The sequence below is a fragment of the Paenibacillus lautus genome (assembly GCF_050482385.1).
In the GTDB taxonomy this organism is placed as follows: Bacteria; Bacillota; Bacilli; order Paenibacillales; family Paenibacillaceae; genus Paenibacillus_AQ; species Paenibacillus_AQ lautus_B.
Map to the genome: position 1 here is coordinate 150,343 of NZ_JBCNHV010000020.1, position 20,320 is coordinate 170,662.

Annotated in this window: 24 protein-coding genes; 22 read left to right on the plus strand and 2 right to left on the minus strand. The window is 51.0% G+C overall.

Annotation, left to right across the window (positions count from 1 at the left end; all coding sequences use genetic code 11):
• Positions 1-362 precede the first annotated feature (362 nt).
• Positions 363-2,591, plus strand: coding sequence for an O-antigen ligase family protein (locus ABEW73_RS24285; RefSeq protein ID WP_430161530.1), 2,229 nt, complete (start codon positions 363-365; stop codon positions 2,589-2,591).
• A gap of 38 nt (positions 2,592-2,629) precedes the next feature.
• Here ABEW73_RS24285 and ABEW73_RS24290 read toward each other — a convergent pair whose 3' ends face one another.
• Positions 2,630-2,944 (minus strand): hypothetical protein, encoded by a 315-nt coding sequence (locus ABEW73_RS24290; protein ID WP_430161528.1) that lies wholly within the window; start codon positions 2,942-2,944, stop codon positions 2,630-2,632.
• A 150-nt stretch (positions 2,945-3,094) separates the two neighbouring features.
• On the opposite strand from ABEW73_RS24290, the gene ABEW73_RS24295 reads away from it, so the two are divergent.
• The 20 genes from ABEW73_RS24295 (at position 3,095) to ABEW73_RS24390 (ending at position 18,391) form a co-directional block, all read left to right on the plus strand.
• Complete coding sequence (locus ABEW73_RS24295) at positions 3,095-3,706, plus strand: DedA family protein (protein ID WP_430161526.1); 612 nt, start codon at positions 3,095-3,097, stop codon at positions 3,704-3,706.
• A gap of 3 nt (positions 3,707-3,709) precedes the next feature.
• Positions 3,710-4,276, plus strand: coding sequence for a thioredoxin family protein (locus ABEW73_RS24300; RefSeq protein ID WP_430161524.1), 567 nt, complete (start codon positions 3,710-3,712; stop codon positions 4,274-4,276).
• Between the two features lie 2 nt (positions 4,277-4,278).
• A complete protein-coding gene (locus tag ABEW73_RS24305; protein ID WP_430161522.1) occupies positions 4,279-4,917 on the plus strand; it encodes an MBL fold metallo-hydrolase in 639 nt (212 codons plus the stop codon).
• A 178-nt stretch (positions 4,918-5,095) separates the two neighbouring features.
• A complete protein-coding gene (locus tag ABEW73_RS24310) occupies positions 5,096-5,287 on the plus strand; it encodes a hypothetical protein (protein WP_430161520.1) in 192 nt (63 codons plus the stop codon).
• A gap of 247 nt (positions 5,288-5,534) precedes the next feature.
• Complete coding sequence (gene sigY, locus ABEW73_RS24315; protein ID WP_430161518.1) at positions 5,535-6,080, plus strand: RNA polymerase sigma factor SigY; 546 nt, start codon at positions 5,535-5,537, stop codon at positions 6,078-6,080.
• Entirely contained in the window at positions 6,064-6,399 is a 336-nt protein-coding gene (locus tag ABEW73_RS24320; RefSeq protein ID WP_430161516.1) for a YxlC family protein, read from the plus strand. Before sigY ends, ABEW73_RS24320 begins: the two co-directional genes overlap by 17 nt.
• Entirely contained in the window at positions 6,399-6,608 is a 210-nt protein-coding gene (locus ABEW73_RS24325; RefSeq protein WP_430161514.1) for a hypothetical protein, read from the plus strand. The genes ABEW73_RS24320 and ABEW73_RS24325 overlap by 1 nt, the downstream gene beginning before the upstream one ends.
• 36 nt (positions 6,609-6,644) lie before the next feature.
• A complete protein-coding gene (locus ABEW73_RS24330; protein ID WP_430161512.1) occupies positions 6,645-6,839 on the plus strand; it encodes a PLDc N-terminal domain-containing protein in 195 nt (64 codons plus the stop codon).
• Positions 6,836-7,759 (plus strand): ATP-binding cassette domain-containing protein, encoded by a 924-nt coding sequence (locus tag ABEW73_RS24335; RefSeq protein WP_430161510.1) that lies wholly within the window; start codon positions 6,836-6,838, stop codon positions 7,757-7,759. Before ABEW73_RS24330 ends, ABEW73_RS24335 begins: the two co-directional genes overlap by 4 nt.
• A complete protein-coding gene (locus tag ABEW73_RS24340) occupies positions 7,756-8,532 on the plus strand; it encodes a hypothetical protein (protein ID WP_430161508.1) in 777 nt (258 codons plus the stop codon). The genes ABEW73_RS24335 and ABEW73_RS24340 overlap by 4 nt, the downstream gene beginning before the upstream one ends.
• Positions 8,533-8,746: 214 nt before the next feature.
• Entirely contained in the window at positions 8,747-9,127 is a 381-nt protein-coding gene (locus tag ABEW73_RS24345) for an ATPase (protein WP_430161506.1), read from the plus strand.
• A 173-nt stretch (positions 9,128-9,300) separates the two neighbouring features.
• Positions 9,301-9,588, plus strand: a complete 288-nt coding sequence (gatC, locus tag ABEW73_RS24350; protein WP_071219587.1) for an Asp-tRNA(Asn)/Glu-tRNA(Gln) amidotransferase subunit GatC — start codon at positions 9,301-9,303, stop codon at positions 9,586-9,588.
• A 20-nt stretch (positions 9,589-9,608) separates the two neighbouring features.
• On the plus strand, positions 9,609-11,066 hold the full coding sequence (gene gatA, locus ABEW73_RS24355) for an Asp-tRNA(Asn)/Glu-tRNA(Gln) amidotransferase subunit GatA (RefSeq protein WP_430161504.1): 1,458 nt from the start codon (positions 9,609-9,611) through the stop codon (positions 11,064-11,066).
• A gap of 30 nt (positions 11,067-11,096) precedes the next feature.
• Positions 11,097-12,536, plus strand: coding sequence for an Asp-tRNA(Asn)/Glu-tRNA(Gln) amidotransferase subunit GatB (gene gatB, locus ABEW73_RS24360; RefSeq protein ID WP_430161502.1), 1,440 nt, complete (start codon positions 11,097-11,099; stop codon positions 12,534-12,536).
• Positions 12,537-12,652: 116 nt separating this feature from the next.
• Positions 12,653-13,111: a GNAT family N-acetyltransferase gene (locus ABEW73_RS24365; protein WP_213647777.1), complete on the plus strand. Its 459-nt coding sequence runs from the start codon at positions 12,653-12,655 to the stop codon at positions 13,109-13,111.
• A 49-nt stretch (positions 13,112-13,160) separates the two neighbouring features.
• Complete coding sequence (locus ABEW73_RS24370; protein WP_430161500.1) at positions 13,161-13,874, plus strand: MgtC/SapB family protein; 714 nt, start codon at positions 13,161-13,163, stop codon at positions 13,872-13,874.
• A gap of 196 nt (positions 13,875-14,070) precedes the next feature.
• Positions 14,071-14,682, plus strand: a complete 612-nt coding sequence (locus ABEW73_RS24375) for a hypothetical protein (RefSeq protein WP_430161498.1) — start codon at positions 14,071-14,073, stop codon at positions 14,680-14,682.
• Between the two features lie 49 nt (positions 14,683-14,731).
• The gene (locus tag ABEW73_RS24380) at positions 14,732-16,051 is read left to right on the plus strand and encodes a DUF4097 family beta strand repeat-containing protein (RefSeq protein WP_430161496.1); all 1,320 of its coding nucleotides are present in this window, start codon (positions 14,732-14,734) and stop codon (positions 16,049-16,051) included.
• Positions 16,052-16,139: 88 nt separating this feature from the next.
• Positions 16,140-16,559, plus strand: a complete 420-nt coding sequence (gene perR, locus ABEW73_RS24385; RefSeq protein ID WP_071219580.1) for a peroxide-responsive transcriptional repressor PerR — start codon at positions 16,140-16,142, stop codon at positions 16,557-16,559.
• A gap of 116 nt (positions 16,560-16,675) precedes the next feature.
• The gene (locus ABEW73_RS24390; RefSeq protein WP_430161494.1) at positions 16,676-18,391 is read left to right on the plus strand and encodes a glycosyl hydrolase family 18 protein; all 1,716 of its coding nucleotides are present in this window, start codon (positions 16,676-16,678) and stop codon (positions 18,389-18,391) included.
• Between the two features lie 127 nt (positions 18,392-18,518).
• On the opposite strand, the gene ABEW73_RS24395 is transcribed toward ABEW73_RS24390, so the two are convergent.
• The gene (locus ABEW73_RS24395) at positions 18,519-18,884 is read right to left on the minus strand and encodes a YgzB family protein (RefSeq protein ID WP_076325456.1); all 366 of its coding nucleotides are present in this window, start codon (positions 18,882-18,884) and stop codon (positions 18,519-18,521) included.
• A 186-nt stretch (positions 18,885-19,070) separates the two neighbouring features.
• Between ABEW73_RS24395 and ABEW73_RS24400 the strand changes: the two genes are divergently transcribed.
• Complete coding sequence (locus ABEW73_RS24400; RefSeq protein ID WP_430161492.1) at positions 19,071-19,949, plus strand: hypothetical protein; 879 nt, start codon at positions 19,071-19,073, stop codon at positions 19,947-19,949.
• Positions 19,950-20,320 lie beyond the last annotated feature (371 nt).

Consider the following 20,320-nt stretch of genomic DNA (forward strand, 5'->3'; position numbering starts at 1 on the left):
CGCTTTTTTAGATATCAGACTTCCATGCTGCTTGGTGGCACCACTAAGTATAAACCTCGAAGCTTGGTCTTCCAGATATCGCAAGAAAGTCTGGCATCGAGCAGATAGCTTCACCCTGATTGCTGATAATTCCGCTTCTGCTGGGCAGCATCAGAACGCGGTCCTTCTTCTGAGAATGTAGATCAAAATAGACGATTTTTTTATGATGGCACTCTAAGCCTCAATCTAGGGGATCCAGCGGCTTTCTAGCATCGATGAGATCCCCGACGCTGTTTCAAGAATAACGACGTATGTCCTTGCCCACAATGCTATTAGATGGTTAGTCCCACGAAGGACGGATGCCGTGGAGCAGCTGAGGATGAATGGTTAAACATTGGAACGGGGGCGATTGGTTCATGGCATGGAAGACCCTGCATCGTAATTGCGGAATGACGCTGATTGCGCTTGTCTTTGTGGCAGGTATCCGGAGTGGAATGTTTTTTGATGGGGATATCTATGGGGTCGGAGCCGGTTTTGGGGTGCTTCTGCTGCTTATGATGGGAACTGAACGGTATGGTGGAATCCAAGGTCAGGAGATTCATGGCATTGGCATGATGTCTGGCTTGGTTAATTTGGATAAAGGTTTGCGAGTGGTGCTTGGGTGCATCTGCGGAATGATTCTCATGTATGTGCTTCATGCAATCGGGCGACCACTCTCTCTGGAAGGTACGATGAAAGAGATCATCCTGTGGGGAAGCTACGGCTCCTTTGCAGCCGTCGCCTGGCGTATATGCCGTACAGGTGATGGCTTACGCATGATGCAGGCGGGTTGGCATCTGATGGGTGCTGCGCTGTGTGGCAGTGCTTTGCTTGCCGTATATGGACTTTTGGAGCTGCCTTATGGGATCTATCATACGGCAGATGCGGACATCAGCGCGACGGGCGCGAGGCTTGGCGGTCTGCTTCAGTACCCGAACACGTTCGGGGCCGTGATGGCCGCCTTCCTGCTGGAGCGGCTGTTCGCGCTGCCGTCCGTCCTGCGGACCCGGACGGGCACGCTCCGCGCAGCGGCTGCCCTGCTGCCGCTGCTGCCCTACACCGCCGCGCTGCTCCTGACGGAGTCGCGCGGCGCCTGGCTCGCGGCCGCACTTGCGTGTGCGGCCGGCTTCGCCCAGGAGCGGCGTGCCTTCGCGCCGCTCCTGGTGGCTGCCGCCGCGCCATTGGCGAGCGCGGCGCTGCTGTACCGCCAGCTGGCTGAGGCCAAGCTGGCTCCAGCCGTGCTGCCCGGCCTGCTATGGCTGGCCGGGCTTTGGGCCGGCGGCGTCCTCGCCGGCCTGCTGCTGTGCCGCTGGCGGCACAGCGGGGGCCCGCGGCGGCGGTATGCCGCGCCAGGGGCCCTGGGGGCTGCGGCGCTGCTGGCTGCCGCAGCCGGAGCGGTGATCCTGCATCAGGTGCAGGATCGGACTCTGGGCGGCGCGGCAACGCTGAGCGCGCGCCGCCTCATGTACAGCGACGCATGGCAGCTGGCTCGGTCGTCGCTGTGGCTGGGACGGGGAGGGGAGACGTGGCGGCAATCCTACCTTGCCATTCAGTCCCAGCCCTACGTGGGTGCCGAGGTGCACAGCGGATATATGGATATCCTGCTGAATACGGGAGTGATCGGGTTGCTGCTTGTCCTTGTTCTGGTTAGCTTTATGGTTGCGAGGCTCATTGCTGTGAGCTCCCGACTCATGCCCGCTGCCTTTGTGCTGATTGGACACGCGGCAGTGGACTTTGACTGGTGCTTTGGGCTGGTATGGCTGCTGCTGCTGTGGCTTACAGTAATGGGCTTCGCTGCAGCCTCTTCTGGTCGGAAAGTGCAGATTGGCCCTGACACAGCTCAAAGACGCAAACCCTTCAAAATAGAGAAGAAGCTGCCAGCCGTTTATGAAGGGAACGGGGGAAATCGGCCGTTACAATCGCTGCCATTGCTCAGGGTTACAGTGATCGTTCTGCTCGCGGGCTGGGTGCTCCTCGCTGCTGTGCTGGGCATCAGCGAGGTCAAAGAGCGTGGGGCCGCCTCGGAGCCGCCCGGACGGCAGATCGCGCTCCTCCAATCCTCGTTAAGGTGGAGCCCCGTCAACACGGAGGCGGCACTGAGCCTGGTGGATTGGCTTCCCCCAAGCCAGCGAATTCCGCTGCTGATGCAAAGTTTGGTATATGCACCGAATCACCCGGGGCTGAGCTGGAAGCTGGCAGAAGCTTATTCGCTCAGAGGCGAATCGGAAGAGGCGGCAGCCTGGTATATAGCGGCCATCGATCAGGATCGGTTCAATGATGTCAAACATACCCGAGCCGTGCTGAAACTGGCTTCCCTTGCAGATTGGCACCGGACGGGAGGAGATTCCGCCAGATCGGTTGAAGCGGCTCGGGCTGGTTTGAAGATCTTGAAGCGCTATCGTTCCCTTGCGGCCGATCTTCGTGAGATGGATGATCATCGAAATGACCGGGAATTCGATCTGTCTGTGCTTGCGGTACGGCAGGCCAACCGATTGGAAAAAACGCTGAATGGGGGAACACGGAAGCATGTGGCAAGGCAGCCCATGCAAGCAGATATCTCGGCCCGGCGCTAGCGCGATTCATGCTGTACTAGGGTACAAGGAAGAGCGCGTTATCCGCCGAAGGCATCCCGGAAGGCCGAGGCCAACTGACGTTCCGGAACCTCCCACAGCTCGGCCAGTTCGCCGCAGACTTCCTTTTCCCACCAGTCGCACAAAAGTTTCTTATTGCTGTGGTTTTCGTGGATCCAGATCAAATTACCGATCACCTTCCGGTAATACAATTCTTCACCTTGCTTCAAGGTTTCCGGAGGAAGGTACAGCTTGAGACGTTTACTCGTGCGGTATAATTCTTTGCTGCAGGCCCGCCGTATCCCGCGCGGGGAGGGGGGCTTGCTGCCCGGTTGTTTGGCATGGGGAGAATGCATGCGTGACTCACTCCTTTGCTTCACCATATGTCCCGAAACCGGCGAAAGTCACAGCGCCGCCCATAATTGGGCGCAGTAGAAGGCATGTCCCGGGCTGTGTTAGAATAGGCTAGTACAAGAAATCAACGCAGTGGAAAGCGGGGGACAAGCGTGGAGTTCTTCTACGAGGCAGTAGGCCGACTGTTTGAATGGATCCAGCAGCTGGGGTATTTCGGAATCATGCTCGGATTAATGGTGGAGGTCATCCCAAGCGAGATCGTACTCGCCTATGGCGGTTATCTGGTGTCTCTGGGTGAAGTTCATTTTCTCGGAGCCATGCTCTTCGGTACCGCTGGCGGCGTGCTCGCACAGTTGTTTATTTATTGGATCGGCCGTTACGGAGGCAGGCCCTTCTTGGAGAAGTACGGGAAGTACATATTGATTAAGAAGAAGCATATCGATTACGCCGAGGAATGGTTTAGCAAGTACGGCACCGGTGTTATATTTACAGCACGGTTTGTACCGGTGGTACGGCATGCGATTTCCATACCGGCCGGAATCTCCAAGATGCCTGTGGGACGGTTTACGCTGTTGACCACCCTGGCCGTTATTCCATGGACGGCATTATTCTTATATCTCGGATTGCTTCTGGGCGATCAATGGGAGCATATCGACGAGAAGGCAGGGCCATACGTGCAGGAGATTCTGCTGGGGGCATTGGCCGTCATGATTCTTTATTTTTTGATAAAATGGATAAAATCATCGAAGGCGAGGTCGAAATAACGAATGAGCATGAATATGGCAAATCATTTGGGGACAGGGATTTCTCCACAGCAATTTATGGACGGCATGCAGAAGAACCAGGAGGCGTTCAAGGCAGGATATGAACAGTTTGTCTGGGAGAATGAAGAGGATAAAGAGTTCTTCGAAAGTCTGAATTTCCGGGATGATCTGCGGGTCCTCATTCTGGCAGCGGATTGGTGCGGTGATGTTGCACGCAATATGCCTGTCGTATTCCGGGCGATGGAGACTGCCGGGATTGAGACCGAAGTGCTGATTATGGAAGAGAATCTGGATGTCATGGATCAGTTCTTGACCATGGGTGGTCGTTCCATTCCGATTGTTATCATTTCAGATACCGGAGGGCATGTTCTCGGTACATGGGGACCCCGTCCGGCGCATGTGCAGAAGTTTATGATTGAGTTTAAACAGAACAATCCGGATCGTGAAGCATCGGACTATCAGGACAACCTTGCGGTCACACGACAAAGCATTATTCAAGCCTATGGGGAAGGGTATGAGTTCCACGCTGCCATCATTAAGGAATTGCGTGAACTTATGTCAGGGTTCTAATCATGACACTTCATATTGAGACTTTTAATTTAGGACCACTTCAGACGAATGCGTATTTGCTGACAGGGCCTGTAGAAGGCAAAGCAGTCATCATCGACCCCGGCATGAACCCGGGAGCGTTGGTGAAACGGATAGCCGATTTGGAAATTGAAGCGATCCTGCTGACCCATGCGCATTTCGATCATATGGCCGGTGTCGAGGAAATCCGTAAGCTAAAGGGTTGTCCTGTTTACCTGCACACCCTAGAGAGTGAATGGCTGTCCAGCCCGAAGCTTAACGGCTCGATGATGTGGCCACAGGTAACGGAACCGCTGTCCACCGAACCGGCTGAGTACGATTTGGCGGATGGACTTGAGCTGCAGCTAATCGGACATACCTTCAGCGTCTTTCATACACCGGGCCATTCCCCGGGAAGTGTGAGCTTCAAATGTGGAAATGATCTGTTTTCCGGTGATGTGCTGTTCCGTCTAGGCGTTGGGCGAACAGACCTTCCTGGAGGTCGTGAACGTGATTTGATTGATTCCATTCAAAATACGCTGTATAGCTTCCCTGATGAAGTCGTTGTGTACTCCGGCCACGGACCCCGGACAACCATTGGCTATGAAAAACAGCGGAATCCTTACGTCTCTGCCAGCCGATAAGATAGCTTCCGACATAAATCGGGAATTTTTGTCTGGACAAACATAGACAACATTGATACAATACGGTTAATTAAATGTTACCCTTGCGAAGCACGCAGACTGTGGAATTTATCCCGGTTTGCGTTCTTTTATTTTATGGGGAGTTTTTTGGCATGGACGTGATTAGGGGGAAGCGCCAGTGAGGAAAGATCATCTATCGCTGTTGAACGGGAGTGTTACAAGAAGCGAAGCGATTGATCGACAATCGGAGTCCCACCGGCAGGCCCAGACGGAAATATCCTCGGTTGTCTGGGATAGGCTGGTGAAGGATGAAGGGATAGCGCAGCAGCCATGGCATCATCGGCTGCAGGTTATACGATTTAATCAATAGACCGACATACGAACATGACACCCTCATCATGAAGTGAATGTGTTCTTTCTATTGGAGAGGGCAGCCGGTGATTTACCGGCTGCTTTTTTTTGCGTTTTTTTACAGGTATCGATGATTTTCTTACCGTCATGATAGGATTTAATAAATGATATCATTCGGTACACGATAAATATAAATATCCATTTGAACGATTGGCTGTTGTTAATCGTATTACGATTGGAATGCGAAAGAAGGTGATGATTTTTTCATGATCCCTGATGAAGAGGACTTGGTACGACAAGCGCAATTAGGTGATGCAGCGGCCATGGCGCTGCTGTTCAAGCAGCATTATTCCTTTCTTTATAAATATTTGCTAAAAGTGACGATGGACCCGATGGTTGCAGAGGATACTGCTCAGGATACCATAGTGCGGTGCATGGAGAATATAACCCGATACAACGGGGCTTCGTCCTTTTCCTCCTGGATGATAACCATTGCTACCCGGTTGTTCATCGATAGCACCCGGCGAAAGAAACGGGAGAAGAAATGGCTGGAGCAGGAGGCGGTTCAGTCGGCAAGGCGGTTGCGCTGGCAGATGGAGCGGCGGGGAGAAGATTGGACGGATATGCTGAATGGATTATCCCGCTTATCTGAGGATCACCGGATTGCTATACTGCTGAAGCATTATTACGGCTATAGCTATGATGAAATCGGAACGATGCTTGGCATTCCCGAAGGAACGGTGAAATCACGAACAGCTTACGGTATCAAACAGCTGCGAAAGGAGATGGGTGACGATGGTCAAAGGACCTGAGCGTGAAGACGAAATATGGATTGAAGGATTTACCAAAGAAATGAAACGGGTGGATCAATTGTTTGAGGATGTGCCATCCCCATCCCTGGAAGGATTGCATACGCTGGCCGTTCATACCTTGGAGCGCAAGCGGCGACGGATGAAATACGAATTGCTGCTCTTTCTTCTGGTAGCATTCTTTATTGTTGGTGGCGGATTGATGGCTGCCTTGGCGGCGCCGATGATCCTACTGTTTATTCACGGGTTCGGCATGGTTGCCGGGATTTCCGTTCTTGTATTTTCCAAGAGTCTAAGGTCTGCCGGAAAGAAGGGAATCTGATGAATGAAGTTAACGAGAGCCCGCTGGCAGTGATCATCCTTGCCGTTGTGCTTGTGCTGATCCAAGGGACATGGCTTTTCCTGGATGCCCGGAAGCGGGGGCTTGGCAAGATGGCCTGGTTCTGGGGGATATGGGGGTCTACGACAATGCCAATGCCGCTGCTCTTTTACTGGATATTCGTCATTCACAAAGATGACCGCAAGTCTTAAGTTTCTTCATTAAATATGGAACATGGGAGGATTATTATGGAAATTAATTGGGGATTGATCTGGCCGATCCTTGCACTGCAAGCGATTCTTGCGGTGACAGGGCTTGTATCTCTGTTCAGGGCAGAGCCTGCGAGTATTCGTGGAGCGAGATGGATGTGGGTGCTCATTATACTGCTGGGTAACATTATTGGCAGCGTTGCTTATTTCGTTGCGGGGAGGCGAGAAGTTTGACGGAGAAGCTTTTAAGCATTCATGAATTGACCAAAAGCATAGGAAGCATCACACCGGTCAAGGGCATCTCATTTGAATTGCAGCGTGGAAGCTGCACTGCCCTGCTTGGTCCTAATGGTGCCGGCAAAACAACCACACTGCGGATGCTGGCTGGATTGATACCCCCAACCCGGGGGGAGATCCGATATGGATCAGCCGATACGCAAACGAGCGGCTGGCGCAACCGCATTGGTTACTTGCCTCAGTACCCGAAGTTTTATAGCTGGATGTCGGGCATGGAGTACTTGTCTTTCAGCGCCAAGCTGTCGGGATTATCCGGAAGAGAAGCCATTAAGCGAAGCCGGGAAGTCATCGAAATGGTAGGTCTGCAGCAGGCCGCTAAACGCCGAATATCCGGTTACTCCGGCGGAATGAAGCAGCGGCTTGGCATTGCTCAGGCGCTTGTGCATGAGCCCGAGCTGATTATGCTGGACGAGCCGGTATCGGCACTTGATCCGATCGGGCGCCGTGAGGTTATGGACCTTTTGGATCGCTTGCGCGGGGAAGTCACCGTTCTGTTCTCTACCCATGTGCTTCACGATGCGGAGGAAATTTGCGATGACATGGTACTGATGGTAGACGGGGAAATTGCGGAGAAAGGCGCCCTTCGTGAACTTCGCACGAAATACCGCCAGCCGGTCCTATCGATTGAGGTTGAACCGGGGGAGCGGGAGGTTGCTTGGCTCGATAGTCTTGCGAGCCGTCCTTATGTGCATGAGATCGAGCTTGGCAAACGCGGCGCCAAGCTGATGGTGACGGATATGGATGTTGCGCGTGCTGCGTTAATCAAGGAGCTTGCCGATGACAGAATCGAGCTGCTTCGTTTTGAAGCGGGCACGTCTTCGCTCGAGGATATGTTTATGAAGGTGGTGGGCTCATGAAGCCGTTCTGGATTTATTATCAAAAAGAAATGCTCGAGGCAGGTCGGACCTATAAATGGATTTGGGTTCCCGCGGTCTTTCTGCTTCTTGGCATTATGCAGCCGGTATCCACATATTATTTGCCGGAAATCCTTACCATGGCCGGGGAATTGCCCCCGGAAGCGGCGGCGTTATTTACCGTTCCGTCCGCTGAGAACGTGATGGCATCAACCTTGAGCCAATTCAGCACCATCGGCCTGCTGGTGCTTGTGCTGGCGGCAATGAACACGGTAGCAGGGGAGCGGGCCACCGGTACGGCTGAGCTTGTTCTCGCCCGCTCGGTATCCACGATTCCTATGATGGCTGCCAAATGGGCCGCCATGATGACGTTGCTGGTCGGTTCTTTTGCGCTTGGACTTGGCAGTGCTGCATATTACACGTATCAGCTCATCGGTCCTTTGGAATGGGGAGCGGTTACCAGCGGCGGGGGCTTATATGCTGTATGGCTGGCCTGGATCGTCACGCTTGTGCTGCCGCTGGGTGCAATCCTGCGCGGGCCGGCTGCGGCCTTCATCAGCTTGGCAGTTGCCGGCGTACTTTCGCTCTTATCCGGTTTGCTGCCCTCCCGCGTCCAATGGAGCCCGGGCCGTTTAAGCAGCATGGCAGCGGAGCGAATTCTTGGCACAGGGAGCAGCGCGTGGTCACCGATACTCGTTGCCATGCTGATTATGGCGGTGTCGATTATCGTTGCCGCGAGGCTGCTCAGAAGGAGTCCATTGTCCCCGCAATCCTAGTTACCATGGGAGATTCAGGTTTTATCTGAATCACATGGACATCTCTATCTTTTTTTAGTAGACTATGAAGACAAGAAAAACGTCTATCGACGTACGTTATCAGAAGAGAGACCGTATTTAGCGGAAGTTTTTCTTGTGAGATAAGGATGATAAGCCTCTGAAGTTTATATTTTCTTATCTCTTAAAAAAGGATAGACAACTCAGGAGGTAGACGATGCTGCGTTTAGGGGAAAAGATTACAATCGTTGCGGACGCCTTTGAGCAGAATCTTCCAATCGGTCAATACGGTTATATCATCGCTTATGACCGAAATCCAGACAATGCGTTCGATTACGTCATTCGGATTCCGAGCCTCAACCGTAATTTTTTTGTTCCGGCAGATGATGTCGAGCTGGAATCAATCGTGTTGAGACAGGAAGCCGAGCGGGTCGAGCGGGAAGCGCTCATCGATTTCGCCCTGTCGACATATAATGAGAAGCTGTTTCATCAAGTGATGAACGGCGAGTTGGAAAGTGTTGAAGAGGAAGAAGAAACCAAGGAAGCAATATCCCAGGCGGATTTCATCAAACAAGTGAATCTTCGTGCTTGGATTTAGAAGAGTCGGCTGAGGCCGACTCTTTTTTGATGGAATGGAAAAGTAACTCCAAAGCAGCAAGCTTCAAGCTGTTTGGATTGAATCTTGCATGCTTCTACAATATAATGAGAAAAGTTGTCGTGACAGACTTTACCCCTTTAACTGGATAGGGGCATGAAGGAGGATGTAAAGCCATGAGCATTACCGATAAGGATGTTCAGCATGTAGCGAAGCTGGCCCGTTTGAATTTGACGCCTGAAGAAGAGCAGATGTTTACCGGCCAACTGAATGCGATTTTACAATATGCCGAGAAGTTAAATGAATTGGATACAGAAGGTGTTGAGCCGACTACACACGTGCTTCATCTCAGCAATGTCATGAGAGAAGACGAAGTGCGCGAGAGTTTGCCCATCGAGAAAGTGCTGCTTAACGCACCGGATGAAGAAGACGATCAAATTAAAGTACCTGCTGTTTTGGAATAGCCTGAAGGGAGGATATACACTTGAGTCTGTTTGATTACAAGTTAACGGAGATACATAATAAGCTTCAGAATAAGGAGCTTTCCGTAACCGATCTGGTTGACCAAGCTTTTACCCGTATTTCCGAACGTGAGGATCGGGTGAAGGCATTTATTACTTTGGACGAAGAAGGCGCTCGTTCATCCGCCAAGGCTTTGGATGAGAAGCTGGCTTCAGAAGGGACGCGCGGACTGTTGTTCGGGCTTCCTGTCGGAATCAAGGATAATATCGTGACAGAAGGACTCCGCACTACATGCGCTAGTCAGTTTTTGTCCAATTTCACGCCGGTTTATGATGCGACAGTTGTCGGTAAATTGCGTGCAGCGGATACGGTGACGATCGGCAAGCTGAACATGGACGAGTTTGCGATGGGAGGCTCCAATGAGAACTCCAGCTTCTACCCCGTGCGCAACCCATGGGATTTAGATCGGGTACCCGGTGGATCCAGCGGTGGCTCGGCTGCGGCTGTAGCTGCAGGTGAAGCTTACTTTGCGCTGGGGTCGGATACAGGCGGTTCCATCAGGCAGCCTGCCTCTTATTGCGGTGTTGTGGGTCTGAAACCAACCTATGGCCTCGTATCCCGGTTCGGCCTTGTTGCCTTTGCATCATCGCTGGATCAGATCGGACCTTTGACGAAAAATGTGGAGGATTCCGCGTATGTCCTGCAAGCGATTGCCGGTTATGACCCAATGGATTCGACATCTGCCAAAGTGGACGTGCCCGACTATCTGAGTGCGTTATCCGGAGACGTTACTGGTCTTCGTATTGCCGTGCCTAAGGAATACCTGGGCGAGGGCGTTGACGCTGAAGTGAAGGAGACCGTCCTGAACGCACTGAAGGTGCTCGAAGCAATGGGCGCTACCTGGGATGAGGTTTCCCTGCCACATACCGACTATGCGGTAGCAACGTATTATTTGCTCGCTTCTTCGGAGGCTTCTTCGAACCTGGCCCGCTTTGACGGCGTACGCTATGGCGTTCGTTCCGACAATGCAGGCAGCCTGATCGACCTGTATCATGAGTCCCGCAGCCAAGGCTTCGGCGATGAGGTGAAACGCCGTATCATGCTGGGTACCTATGCGCTTAGTTCGGGCTATTACGACGCCTATTATTTGAAGGCACAGAAAGCCCGTACGCTCATCAAGCAGGACTTCGATAAAGTATTCGAGCAATATGATGTCATCATCGGACCTACAGCTCCGACTACGGCTTTCAAGCTGGGAGCTCAGGTGGACGATCCGCTTACGATGTATTTGAATGATATCCTGACGATTCCTGTCAGCTTGGCAGGTGTGCCGGCAGTCAGTGTTCCTTGCGGATTCGCGGGCGGACTGCCCGTAGGTATGCAAATTATCGGCAAAGCCTTTGATGAGTCGACCGTACTGCGCGTTGCGCATGCCTACGAGCAACATACTGAACACCATAAACGGCGCCCTGAACTGTAAACCGGCGGCAGAGAAGGAGGGAAACAATCGATGTCTACATCAAAATATGAAACGGTTATCGGATTGGAAGTGCACGTAGAACTGCATACGAATTCCAAAATATTTTGCGGCTGCTCCACTGCGTTTGGAGCCCCGCCGAACACGCATACATGTCCCATCTGTCTTGGCCATCCCGGCGTGCTGCCCGTATTAAACCGCCAGGCTGTGGAATATGCTATGAAGGCTGCGATGGCGCTGAACTGCACCATCGGCGATATCAGCAAATTTGACCGCAAGAACTATTTCTACCCGGATTCTCCGAAAGCATACCAGATTTCCCAGTACGATCAGCCGATCGGTGAAAACGGCTGGATCGATATTGAGGTGGATGGGAAGACGAAGCGAATCGGGATTACCCGGCTTCATCTGGAGGAGGATGCCGGTAAACTCACGCACGTGGATGGCGGATATGCATCGCTGGTTGACTTTAACCGCGTAGGAACGCCGCTTGTTGAGATCGTGTCCGAACCTGAGATCTCGACACCAGAGGAAGCCAAGGCATATCTGGAGAAAATGCGCGCGATTATGCAATACTGCGATGTTTCGGATGTGAAGATGGAAGAGGGCTCGCTTCGCTGCGACGCTAACATCAGTCTTCGGCCATGGGGGCAAAAGGAACTCGGCACGAAGGCCGAGCTAAAGAATATGAACTCCTTCCGCGGCGTACAGCGCGGCTTGGAATATGAGCAGTACCGGCAAACGGAAATTCTCGATGAGGGCGGCGTGATTGTACAGGAAACCCGCCGCTGGGACGAAGCGCAGGCAAAAACCTTCTCCATGCGCGGGAAGGAGCAGGCGCACGACTATCGTTATTTCCCGGACCCGGATCTGGTATCGGTGCATATTAGCGAAGAGTGGAAAGAGGCGGTTCGTGCGACGATTCCCGAGCTTCCGGATGCCCGTAAGGCCCGCTATGCCTCAGAGTATGGTTTGCCGGACTATGATGCTGCGGTTATCACATCGTCCAAGCTGCTCGCCGACTTCTTTGAGGACAGCTTGAACTATACGAAGGATGCCAAATCGGTATCGAACTGGATCATGGGAGATTTGCTGGGTTATTTGAACTCGAACAATCTGGAGCTGTCTGAAGTGAAGATCACGGGCCAAGGCCTGGGCGAAATGATCGGATTGATCGAGAAGGGAACCATCAGCAGCAAAATCGCCAAAACCGTCTTTAAAGAGATGCTGGAGAGCGGCAAGCTGCCTGCGCAAATCGTTGAGGAGAAGGGCCTCGTCCAAATCAGCGATGAAGGTGCAATCAAGAGTATTGTCGAGCAGGTGGTTGCAAACAATCCGCAATCCGTGGAGGACTACAAGGCAGGTAAACAGAAAGCGATCGGCTTCCTGGTTGGTCAAGTGATGAAAGAGAGCAAGGGAAAAGCCAATCCTGCGCTGGCCAACAAACTGCTGGTTGAGGTGCTGAACGGATAATCAACGTTTATCCGTCATGTTCCCGGAATGTATTTAGATAAGGGAGCTTGTCCCGCATCGGGGGCAAGTTCCCTTTTAAGATATCAGAAATAATAACTTGGTTAGGGGATGAATATATGATAAGAGCATTATCCTTGGAGGATAGGGATACCGTCCAGCAGATATGGAGTCTGCAGCACATGGCGTACCCTTTGGAAGCTGAATTAATCGGATTCTCGGAAATCCCTCCGCTGCAGGATACCTTTGATACGATCCGTACGAGCGGGGAAACCTTTTTTGGATATATAAATGAAGAAGGCGATCTTATCGGAGCTATTGCGGTAGAGCCGGAACAGGAGCAGGTCACCATATCACGGATGATGGTCCATCCTGGTCATTTTCGCAAAGGGATCGCGGGGACTTTAATTCGACATGTGTTGGAATCCTACAAGGAGGCGCCCATGTTCGTGGTCTCAACAGGAACGCGAAATACGCCTGCGGTAACGTTGTACGAGAAATTCGGGTTTGTAAAGAATCACGCTTTTGAGGTTGCTCCGGGCGTGGAATTGACCGAGTTCCATCTTCATATACAATGAAGGATATAGCATAAGCGATGGAAGCCGACGTGAGGGGAGTATCGTTCTTTTGAATAATCCTTGGGTGATAGATAATGTATCCATTTTATTAAGATTGCTGCTGGCTATGCTGCTTGGCGGTTTGATCGGTTTTGAACGGGAACGTTCCAACCATGCTGCAGGATTGCGCACGCATATATTGGTATGCTTGGGTTCTACACTTATTATGCTGTTATCCATTTACGGTTTTTCTGATTTTGTAGACGAGATTAACGTTCGGATTGACCCTGCGCGCTTGGCAACGGCCGTCATTACAGGGATTGGCTTCTTGGGTGCCGGTACCATTCTGTTTACAGGTAAATCCATTACCGGATTAACCACTGCTGCGTCCATCTGGGTTGTGGGAGCCGTGGGGTTGGCGGTCGGGGCTGGCTTTTATTTTGCCTCGATTGTATCAACAGTACTAATTCTTCTTAATCTGGTTGTCTTCAATAAACTGGAACAGCGTTACATCCGCGGCAGCAAACTCCATCTCATCACTGTCCATGCAGCGAATACGCCGAATATTTTGGAGGACATATCCGTTGTTCTGGAGGAACAGGAATTCGTGATCAAGAAGCTTATCGTTAACGAACGAAGCAGTGTGGCATACGGGGAGCTGCAGCCTGCGGTATTAGGGCTCGAAATCTCGCTGCACGTCTTGACCGATCGCAAATTCGAACCGATGGAGATCACCCGGCAGTTGCGGGGAGTCGGCCATGTAACGATGGTAACGGCTGAATAGAATATGGAATGAATCATAATAAACGGCAACTGCTGAACCACCGGCGGTGCCGTTTTTTTGCGGGCTTGCAGGCCTTTTGCAGACGATCTATCCAGTTTTTTGCCAGTTACTTCGGCTCCTCGTTGGGGTACTATCAAAGAAAAAACATCGTAAAACAACGCCTGTCCCAGGATGTTTGGAAGGAGGCGAGAAGGTTATGAATCCAACACCCGAACCACAAACCGAAGTCAGCAAGAAGAAACGGCATCAGGTCCAGATTAAGCGTCACCCGGGGCTGCAGCGAAAAAAGCGGAAATTATATGCACTTCTATTAGCCGCTCTCATTCCGGGCCTGGGTCATATATACCTCGGTATGTACCGCAAGGGGATAACATTTATTATGCTGCTGCTGCTGGATATATCGGCGCTTTTATATTTCTCTTCCATCGGTATGCAGATCAATGTACCGCTGCTTGTCGTCCTGGGTCTTCTGATTCCGGTAGGGTATTTCTATAACGTGTATGACGCGCTGCAGGCAGCGGAATATATTATTTCCCGAAAAAAACGTGGTGAGGAAGCCGCTGCTGCTTCCGAGGACGGAAGAGGACGGAACCATCCGTTCCGGGGTGAACGGGGAATCGCTTTCGGCATCATGTTGGTTGTTACCGGGACCATGCTCATTTTGTTTCACCAGAAGCCGCCTTGGCTGCAGACAGGAATCCGCGACTATGGTGCGGAAGCCTCTGCCATCATGCTGATCGTTATCGGGATATGGGCGGGGATCCGGGAAGCTCTCCGGCACCGAAGAGGCAAGGGCAAGTCCCTATAACGCACACAGTGTACGGTGATAGCTGCCTAACAGATGAGGGAGGAGACGGATGAAACATAAAATTAGAGTGGGGCGATATACAGCCGCTTTACTGCTTGTATGTACAGGCGTTTTATTGCTGCTGGACGAGTGGAGAGGCACGGATTATATTTTTACGCTCCAGCGTTGGTGGCCGCTGTTATTTATCCTGCTTGGCGTTGAATATTTAGTCAGGTACACGCTGTCGCGTCTCTTAGGCAAAGGTAAAGTATTTCGGTTTCGGCCGGACATGAGGGGGATTTTGCTGGCAGTGGCTGTTACGGCCTCCGTATTTGTCATCTCCCAGCAGGAGCATTTTCTCCATCTCTGGAACCGGGTGAGCCTGAACTTGACGGCAGCGGGAGTGGATTACAGTGAAGCTGAAGATAACCAGTTCGAGAAGCCGATATTGGAGATTCCGGTGAAGCTTGAAACCGAGAAAATCATCGTCGATCACTTAAACGGGGATATCTCCATTACGCGGCAGGATGTAGACGATATCAAGGTGGAGACGGAAGTATGGGTCGATCATGAGCAGCCCGGTTTAGCTGAAGCGATTGCCGAGCAGTCGACGATCGAAGTGGGGGAAGGCAAGACGATCACGATTCGTTCCAAGGGGAAGGCCTATGGAGAATCAGGCAAACGGCAGCCTCGTATGAACTTGAACATCGCGGTTCCGGATGATCGACGATTCAATTTTGAGATACGAACGATGAACGGAGCCATTACCTTAAACCGCGTGGAAGCGATTGAGAATATTTTGCTTGAGAGTGGTAATGGGCCTATTACGATGGATCGGATATACGGAAACGTTACGGGCAAGACCTTAAATGGTGAAATTACGGCGCGCGGCGTTACCGGTAATATTAAAATGTCCACTAATCGCGGGAATATGCTGGCCGTCGACATTACGGGCGAAACGGATTTAACTACGCAGGTAGGGAATATGACGGTAAAGCGAACGACCGATCTTATCCGGGCTCAGACGAGAAACGGCAATATTCTGATCAGTGGGGCAGAGTCGCAATTAAGTGCTGAATCTCTCAATGGTGGAGTGGCTATACGTTCATCCCGCATTGGTGGCGATTGGAATGTGTACAGTGCGGTTGGAGAGATGGATCTTCACATTCCGCTCGAGGGCGATTACAAGCTTGAAGGGACGATTAGCTACGGCAGAATTCTGACGACGCTGCCCAATCTCTTGATCGAACAGAAAACCATCTCCGGTGAATCCGGTACAGGCGAACATTCTATTCGTATTGAGGGAAACAGTAATCTGAACATCTACCGAAGCTATCCGGAGCAGGAGGAAGGCCGGAACAGCGGGGGCTGGACGCCTCTGCCGGATTGACAACAATCGAAGAAACGCCGTACAATGAAGTCTAAAGAACGGTATAGGTTTTGTAAAAACCAGTTAAACTTGAAGGCGGTGGGCAACCATGGGAACGTCCGTACAGCATGCGCTGGAACAACTGAAAACGACCGGTGTCCGTATCACGCCGCAACGTCATGCGATTTTAACGTATCTGGTGGAATCTATGGGTCATCCGACAGCGGATGATATTTATCGGGCTCTGGAACCTAATTTTCCTAGTATGAGCGTAGCCACAGTATACAACAATCTAAAAATGTTTATTGAAGCCGGTATGGTGCGTGAGCTGACGTACGGGGACAACTCGAGCCGTTTTGACGCCAACGTATCGGATCATCATCATGTTATATGTCAGAGTTGCGGTAAAATCGAAGATTTCAGCTATCCGTCCCTTGAAGATGTTGGAATACAGGCTGAGAAAAGCACCGGGTTTGAAGTAAAGGGACTACGAATGGAACTGTATGGGCTCTGCAAGTCCTGCCAATAGACGCCGGTTATTATAAATGAACGTGCGGAATGAACTATTCCACACGTTTTTATTTTTAAGGGCGTTATTCTGTATTAAGGGATTAGTCATAAGCAAGAGTGAAATGGGGGAGTAGTTTGGCAAGAAGAAGATATCGGGGAAGGAAGAGGCGTACGAGGGGAAGCTCTTTCTTTCTGGGGTTGTTGTTGCTTGCGGCGGGGGTCTGGTGGGTTGTCGCCACATTATTTCCGAACCAGACCCATACCGTGCCGGACTGGCGTGGAATGGACAAGCCGATTTTTGTTCAGGGGGAACTGAAGGAACAGCCTGCACGGGGCTCCGGCGAAGAGCTGCTGCTGCCGATAACGGTGATTCAGGAGAGCGTGGATGCCAACATCCGTTATGAGCAGGAAACGGAATCCGTCATTGTAACGACTTCGGAATCGGTATTCCGCATGAAGATGGACAGCACGAAGGGCGAGCTGAACGGCAAGGTGGTCACTATTCCCTACGCACCTAGACTAATTGACGGCATTGCCTATGTTCCGATTAAGCCGCTCAAACAGCATTATGGTGTGGTCGTTCACGAGGACACGACGACAGGCGCCATCATTCTGATGCGTGCGGGGGATTCCATTCAGTTTGCCGAGGCAGCACCCGGTAACCCTGAGGACACCATGGCTCTCCGCGAGAGCGGGGAGAAGAGGTCTCCGATTGTACTGGACATGCCGGCCGGTGAACGGCTTCGCGTATGGCGTGAAGAAGAGGGATGGTTATTCGTCCAGGCGGATAACGGGTATACGGGATATGCTCTTAAAGAGCAGATTAAACTTGGGGACGTGAAGGAACTTCCGTTGCTTGCGCAGACTCCTTCGCGGGCAGAGCTGGAATGGAAGGATAAGTCAGTCAATCTGGCATGGGAAGCTGTTTATACCAAAAATCCCAGCACGGATCGTATTGGCGAATTGCCCGGTGTCAACGTGGTCAGTCCGACCTGGTTCAACATTGTGGATGGTGAAGGCACGGTCAAATCCAAAGCCGCTAAGCAGTATGTAAGCTGGGCCCATAACAGGAACATGGAGGTCTGGGCTCTGATGGACAACAGCTTCGATCCTGATATGACAACCGAGGCGCTGTCTACATTCGATAGAAGATCACATATTATCAAGCAGATGCTGGCTTATGCCAAGCAATATAAACTCGACGGAATCAATATCGACTTTGAAAATGTCCACACCAAGGATAAAGATCATGTCGTTCAGTTCGTGAGGGAAATGAAGCCGCTGGCCAAAGCCAGAGGGCTGATCGTTTCTATTGATGTTACGCCAAAATCGAACAGCGAGATGTGGTCGCTCTTTCTCGATCGGAAGCGGCTCGGAGAGACGGTTGATTACATGATGGTGATGGCTTATGATGAGCACTGGGCCGCGAGTCCGAAAGCGGGATCCGTATCTTCATTGCCATGGGCCGAGCAGTCGGTAAGGCGAATCATGGAGGAGGACGCGGTACCGTCGTCCAAGCTGGTATTGGGCGTACCGTTATATACACGGGTGTGGACGGAAACAAACGAAGCGGGAGAGACGAAGGTATCCTCCAAAGCGATTGGAATGGAGAAGCTGCAGACCCTGCTTAAGGAACAGAAAGTGAAAAGTACGCTCGATGCCAGTACAGGGCAGAACTATGTTCAATTCACAGAGGGAGAATCCATCAAGAAAATATGGATGGAGGACGGCACTTCTCTGCAGTCCCGAGTGAATATGGCCAAAAAGCTGAAGCTCGGCGGCATTGCTTCGTGGAACCGAAGCTTTGCTATTCCGGAAACCTGGCAAGTTCTGAAGACGATACATGATTAAGGATGAACAGAACTTATCTTCATATCATAATAAAGAACCCGGTTATCCTCGCGATAACCGGGTTCTTTATGTTTAATCGTCTTACGAGTTGCGAATCCTATTGAATGTGCAGGTTCTGCAAATCTCTTTAGGATTTGGTCTGCTGGGCTTCAAGCTCTTCTGCTGTGATGTTGGCCTGACCTGGATCCAGTGTCAAAATCGTATGGCAGAACATGCAGCGGTCGGTTTTTCCCAACATCTTGGTCAATTTATTGCATTCCGGGCACTGAATTTGGACGGCACTCGTGGATAACATACCTGCCCAGAAGTAGATGCCAAGACTCCCCAGCATCATAATTAGGCCAAACACCAATCCGATTCCGGCAAATATCTTGCCTGCTTGACCGAAGAATACGATTCCGGCCGTACCCAGCACCATAAGGCCCATACCCAGCATCGTCAGCAGCAATCCCCAAGTGCGGAAGGCGTTGATTTTTGCGTTCTTAAAGATCATGGCTCGAAAACTCCTGTCTTTCAAATAGTTGTTTATGAAATAACGTGAACCGAGAAATGAAATCTTGTATTCCGTTTGTCGTCTTCATAAGATCTTATCTCCTAAAAGAAGGAACTTACATGGACATGTAGAATTACATTATAACTGAAATGGTTGAAATTCGCCAAGGAATGTATGGAGGGAAACGTGGAATTAACCAACTTTTCTTTTTATTATGGAAATACGGTTGATGAGGAAGCTGTAGGGGCGATAGCATACCGTAATTCGGACAAAAGGCAGCAAGGATTACTTGTTTATGATTTTGAGGTTAATATTGTTGTCGTGTATGACGGAATACCTGATGAGCCTCCCATCCAGCATTCTATCGTAGGCGGGGAACGCTGCCAGGTTATAAGTATCGGGCTGGACGATTTGCATCGGGAACTCCTGAGCGGCACACACAAAGTATTGATCAAAAGCTTCCTAGAAGGAGATATCATAAAAGACGATCAACATCGTCTGTCCAATCTGCGCCGTGATTTCCTTAGGTTTGCTGAACCGTTCCGGGAGCAAAAATTGTTTATCGGTTTTGCCCACTTTCTACAAAAGTATATGGATGCCAAGATGCACTTGAAGGAAGAGCGGGTTCTGGATGCTTACCATACTCTATTAGAAGGTCTACATCATTGGGGGCAGCTGGAGCTGATCGAGCGGGGGATTCATCCAGAGTCGGCTGTTTGGGAGCAGATTACAGGATTGAATACACCCGTCCGCAAATTATATGAAGAGCTTACGGTCAGTACGGAAACGCTCGGGCAACGAGTGGAGCTGGCCCTGCTGGCCTATGAATTCTCCATGATATCGAAGCTGGAGAGCTCAGCAGCGCTGCTGCTCCGCGTTTTAAGAAGCCGGCGGAATCCTTGGACGATACAGGAGCTTATTCTCCACCCTGAGCTGGCACCTGTATGCAAAGAGCTGCCGATCGTGATGCGCAAGCTGGTGTATCAATCACTTGTGAAGGAAGTTCCGCTATGGAGAGGAATTCGATCTTATGGATCTGAAGCCATCCGGTACTACACCGACTAAGGAAGGACGCGAGTCCTTCTTTTTTTGTGCCGGGGCATTTGATATAACGGTTATAAAACAGCATCTAAGGAGACAGTATCTAACGTTAGTGTAGAGAAAAGATGTTCTTAACCGTGCAAAGATGTCTTAGGACGTTTGTTAAAAGAAGCCTGAAAATAATTTGGCGAATGATGTTGACGAGCCACCTGTTTCTGTGATAAATTATAACTCGCCCCTTCGAAAGGGACTTTGATAATTCGGTTAAGAAAATGTCGAATTAAAAAGTTTTCAAAAAAAGTTCTTGACGAAACGATGGGCACCATGATATATTATAAAGGTCGCCGCTGAAAACGAGTTTTCGGCGAAAGACAAAGAAGTTGATCTTTGAAAAC

Bases quoted from the DNA above. Each gene is read 5' to 3' on its own strand.
- ABEW73_RS24285 (WP_430161530.1), top strand. From the start codon at position 363: ATGGTTAAACATTGGAACGGGGGCGATTGGTTCATGGCATGGAAGACC.
- ABEW73_RS24290 (WP_430161528.1), bottom strand. From the start codon at position 2,944: ATGCATTCTCCCCATGCCAAACAACCGGGCAGCAAGCCCCCCTCCCCG.
- ABEW73_RS24300 (WP_430161524.1), top strand. From the start codon at position 3,710: ATGAGCATGAATATGGCAAATCATTTGGGGACAGGGATTTCTCCACAG.
- ABEW73_RS24305 (WP_430161522.1), top strand. From the start codon at position 4,279: ATGACACTTCATATTGAGACTTTTAATTTAGGACCACTTCAGACGAAT.
- sigY (WP_430161518.1), top strand. From the start codon at position 5,535: ATGATCCCTGATGAAGAGGACTTGGTACGACAAGCGCAATTAGGTGAT.
- ABEW73_RS24320 (WP_430161516.1), top strand. From the start codon at position 6,064: ATGGTCAAAGGACCTGAGCGTGAAGACGAAATATGGATTGAAGGATTT.
- ABEW73_RS24325 (WP_430161514.1), top strand. From the start codon at position 6,399: ATGAATGAAGTTAACGAGAGCCCGCTGGCAGTGATCATCCTTGCCGTT.
- ABEW73_RS24330 (WP_430161512.1), top strand. From the start codon at position 6,645: ATGGAAATTAATTGGGGATTGATCTGGCCGATCCTTGCACTGCAAGCG.
- ABEW73_RS24340 (WP_430161508.1), top strand. From the start codon at position 7,756: ATGAAGCCGTTCTGGATTTATTATCAAAAAGAAATGCTCGAGGCAGGT.
- ABEW73_RS24345 (WP_430161506.1), top strand. From the start codon at position 8,747: ATGCTGCGTTTAGGGGAAAAGATTACAATCGTTGCGGACGCCTTTGAG.
- gatC (WP_071219587.1), top strand. From the start codon at position 9,301: ATGAGCATTACCGATAAGGATGTTCAGCATGTAGCGAAGCTGGCCCGT.
- gatB (WP_430161502.1), top strand. From the start codon at position 11,097: ATGTCTACATCAAAATATGAAACGGTTATCGGATTGGAAGTGCACGTA.
- ABEW73_RS24365 (WP_213647777.1), top strand. From the start codon at position 12,653: ATGATAAGAGCATTATCCTTGGAGGATAGGGATACCGTCCAGCAGATA.
- ABEW73_RS24375 (WP_430161498.1), top strand. From the start codon at position 14,071: ATGAATCCAACACCCGAACCACAAACCGAAGTCAGCAAGAAGAAACGG.
- ABEW73_RS24380 (WP_430161496.1), top strand. From the start codon at position 14,732: ATGAAACATAAAATTAGAGTGGGGCGATATACAGCCGCTTTACTGCTT.
- perR (WP_071219580.1), top strand. From the start codon at position 16,140: ATGGGAACGTCCGTACAGCATGCGCTGGAACAACTGAAAACGACCGGT.
- ABEW73_RS24395 (WP_076325456.1), bottom strand. From the start codon at position 18,884: ATGATCTTTAAGAACGCAAAAATCAACGCCTTCCGCACTTGGGGATTG.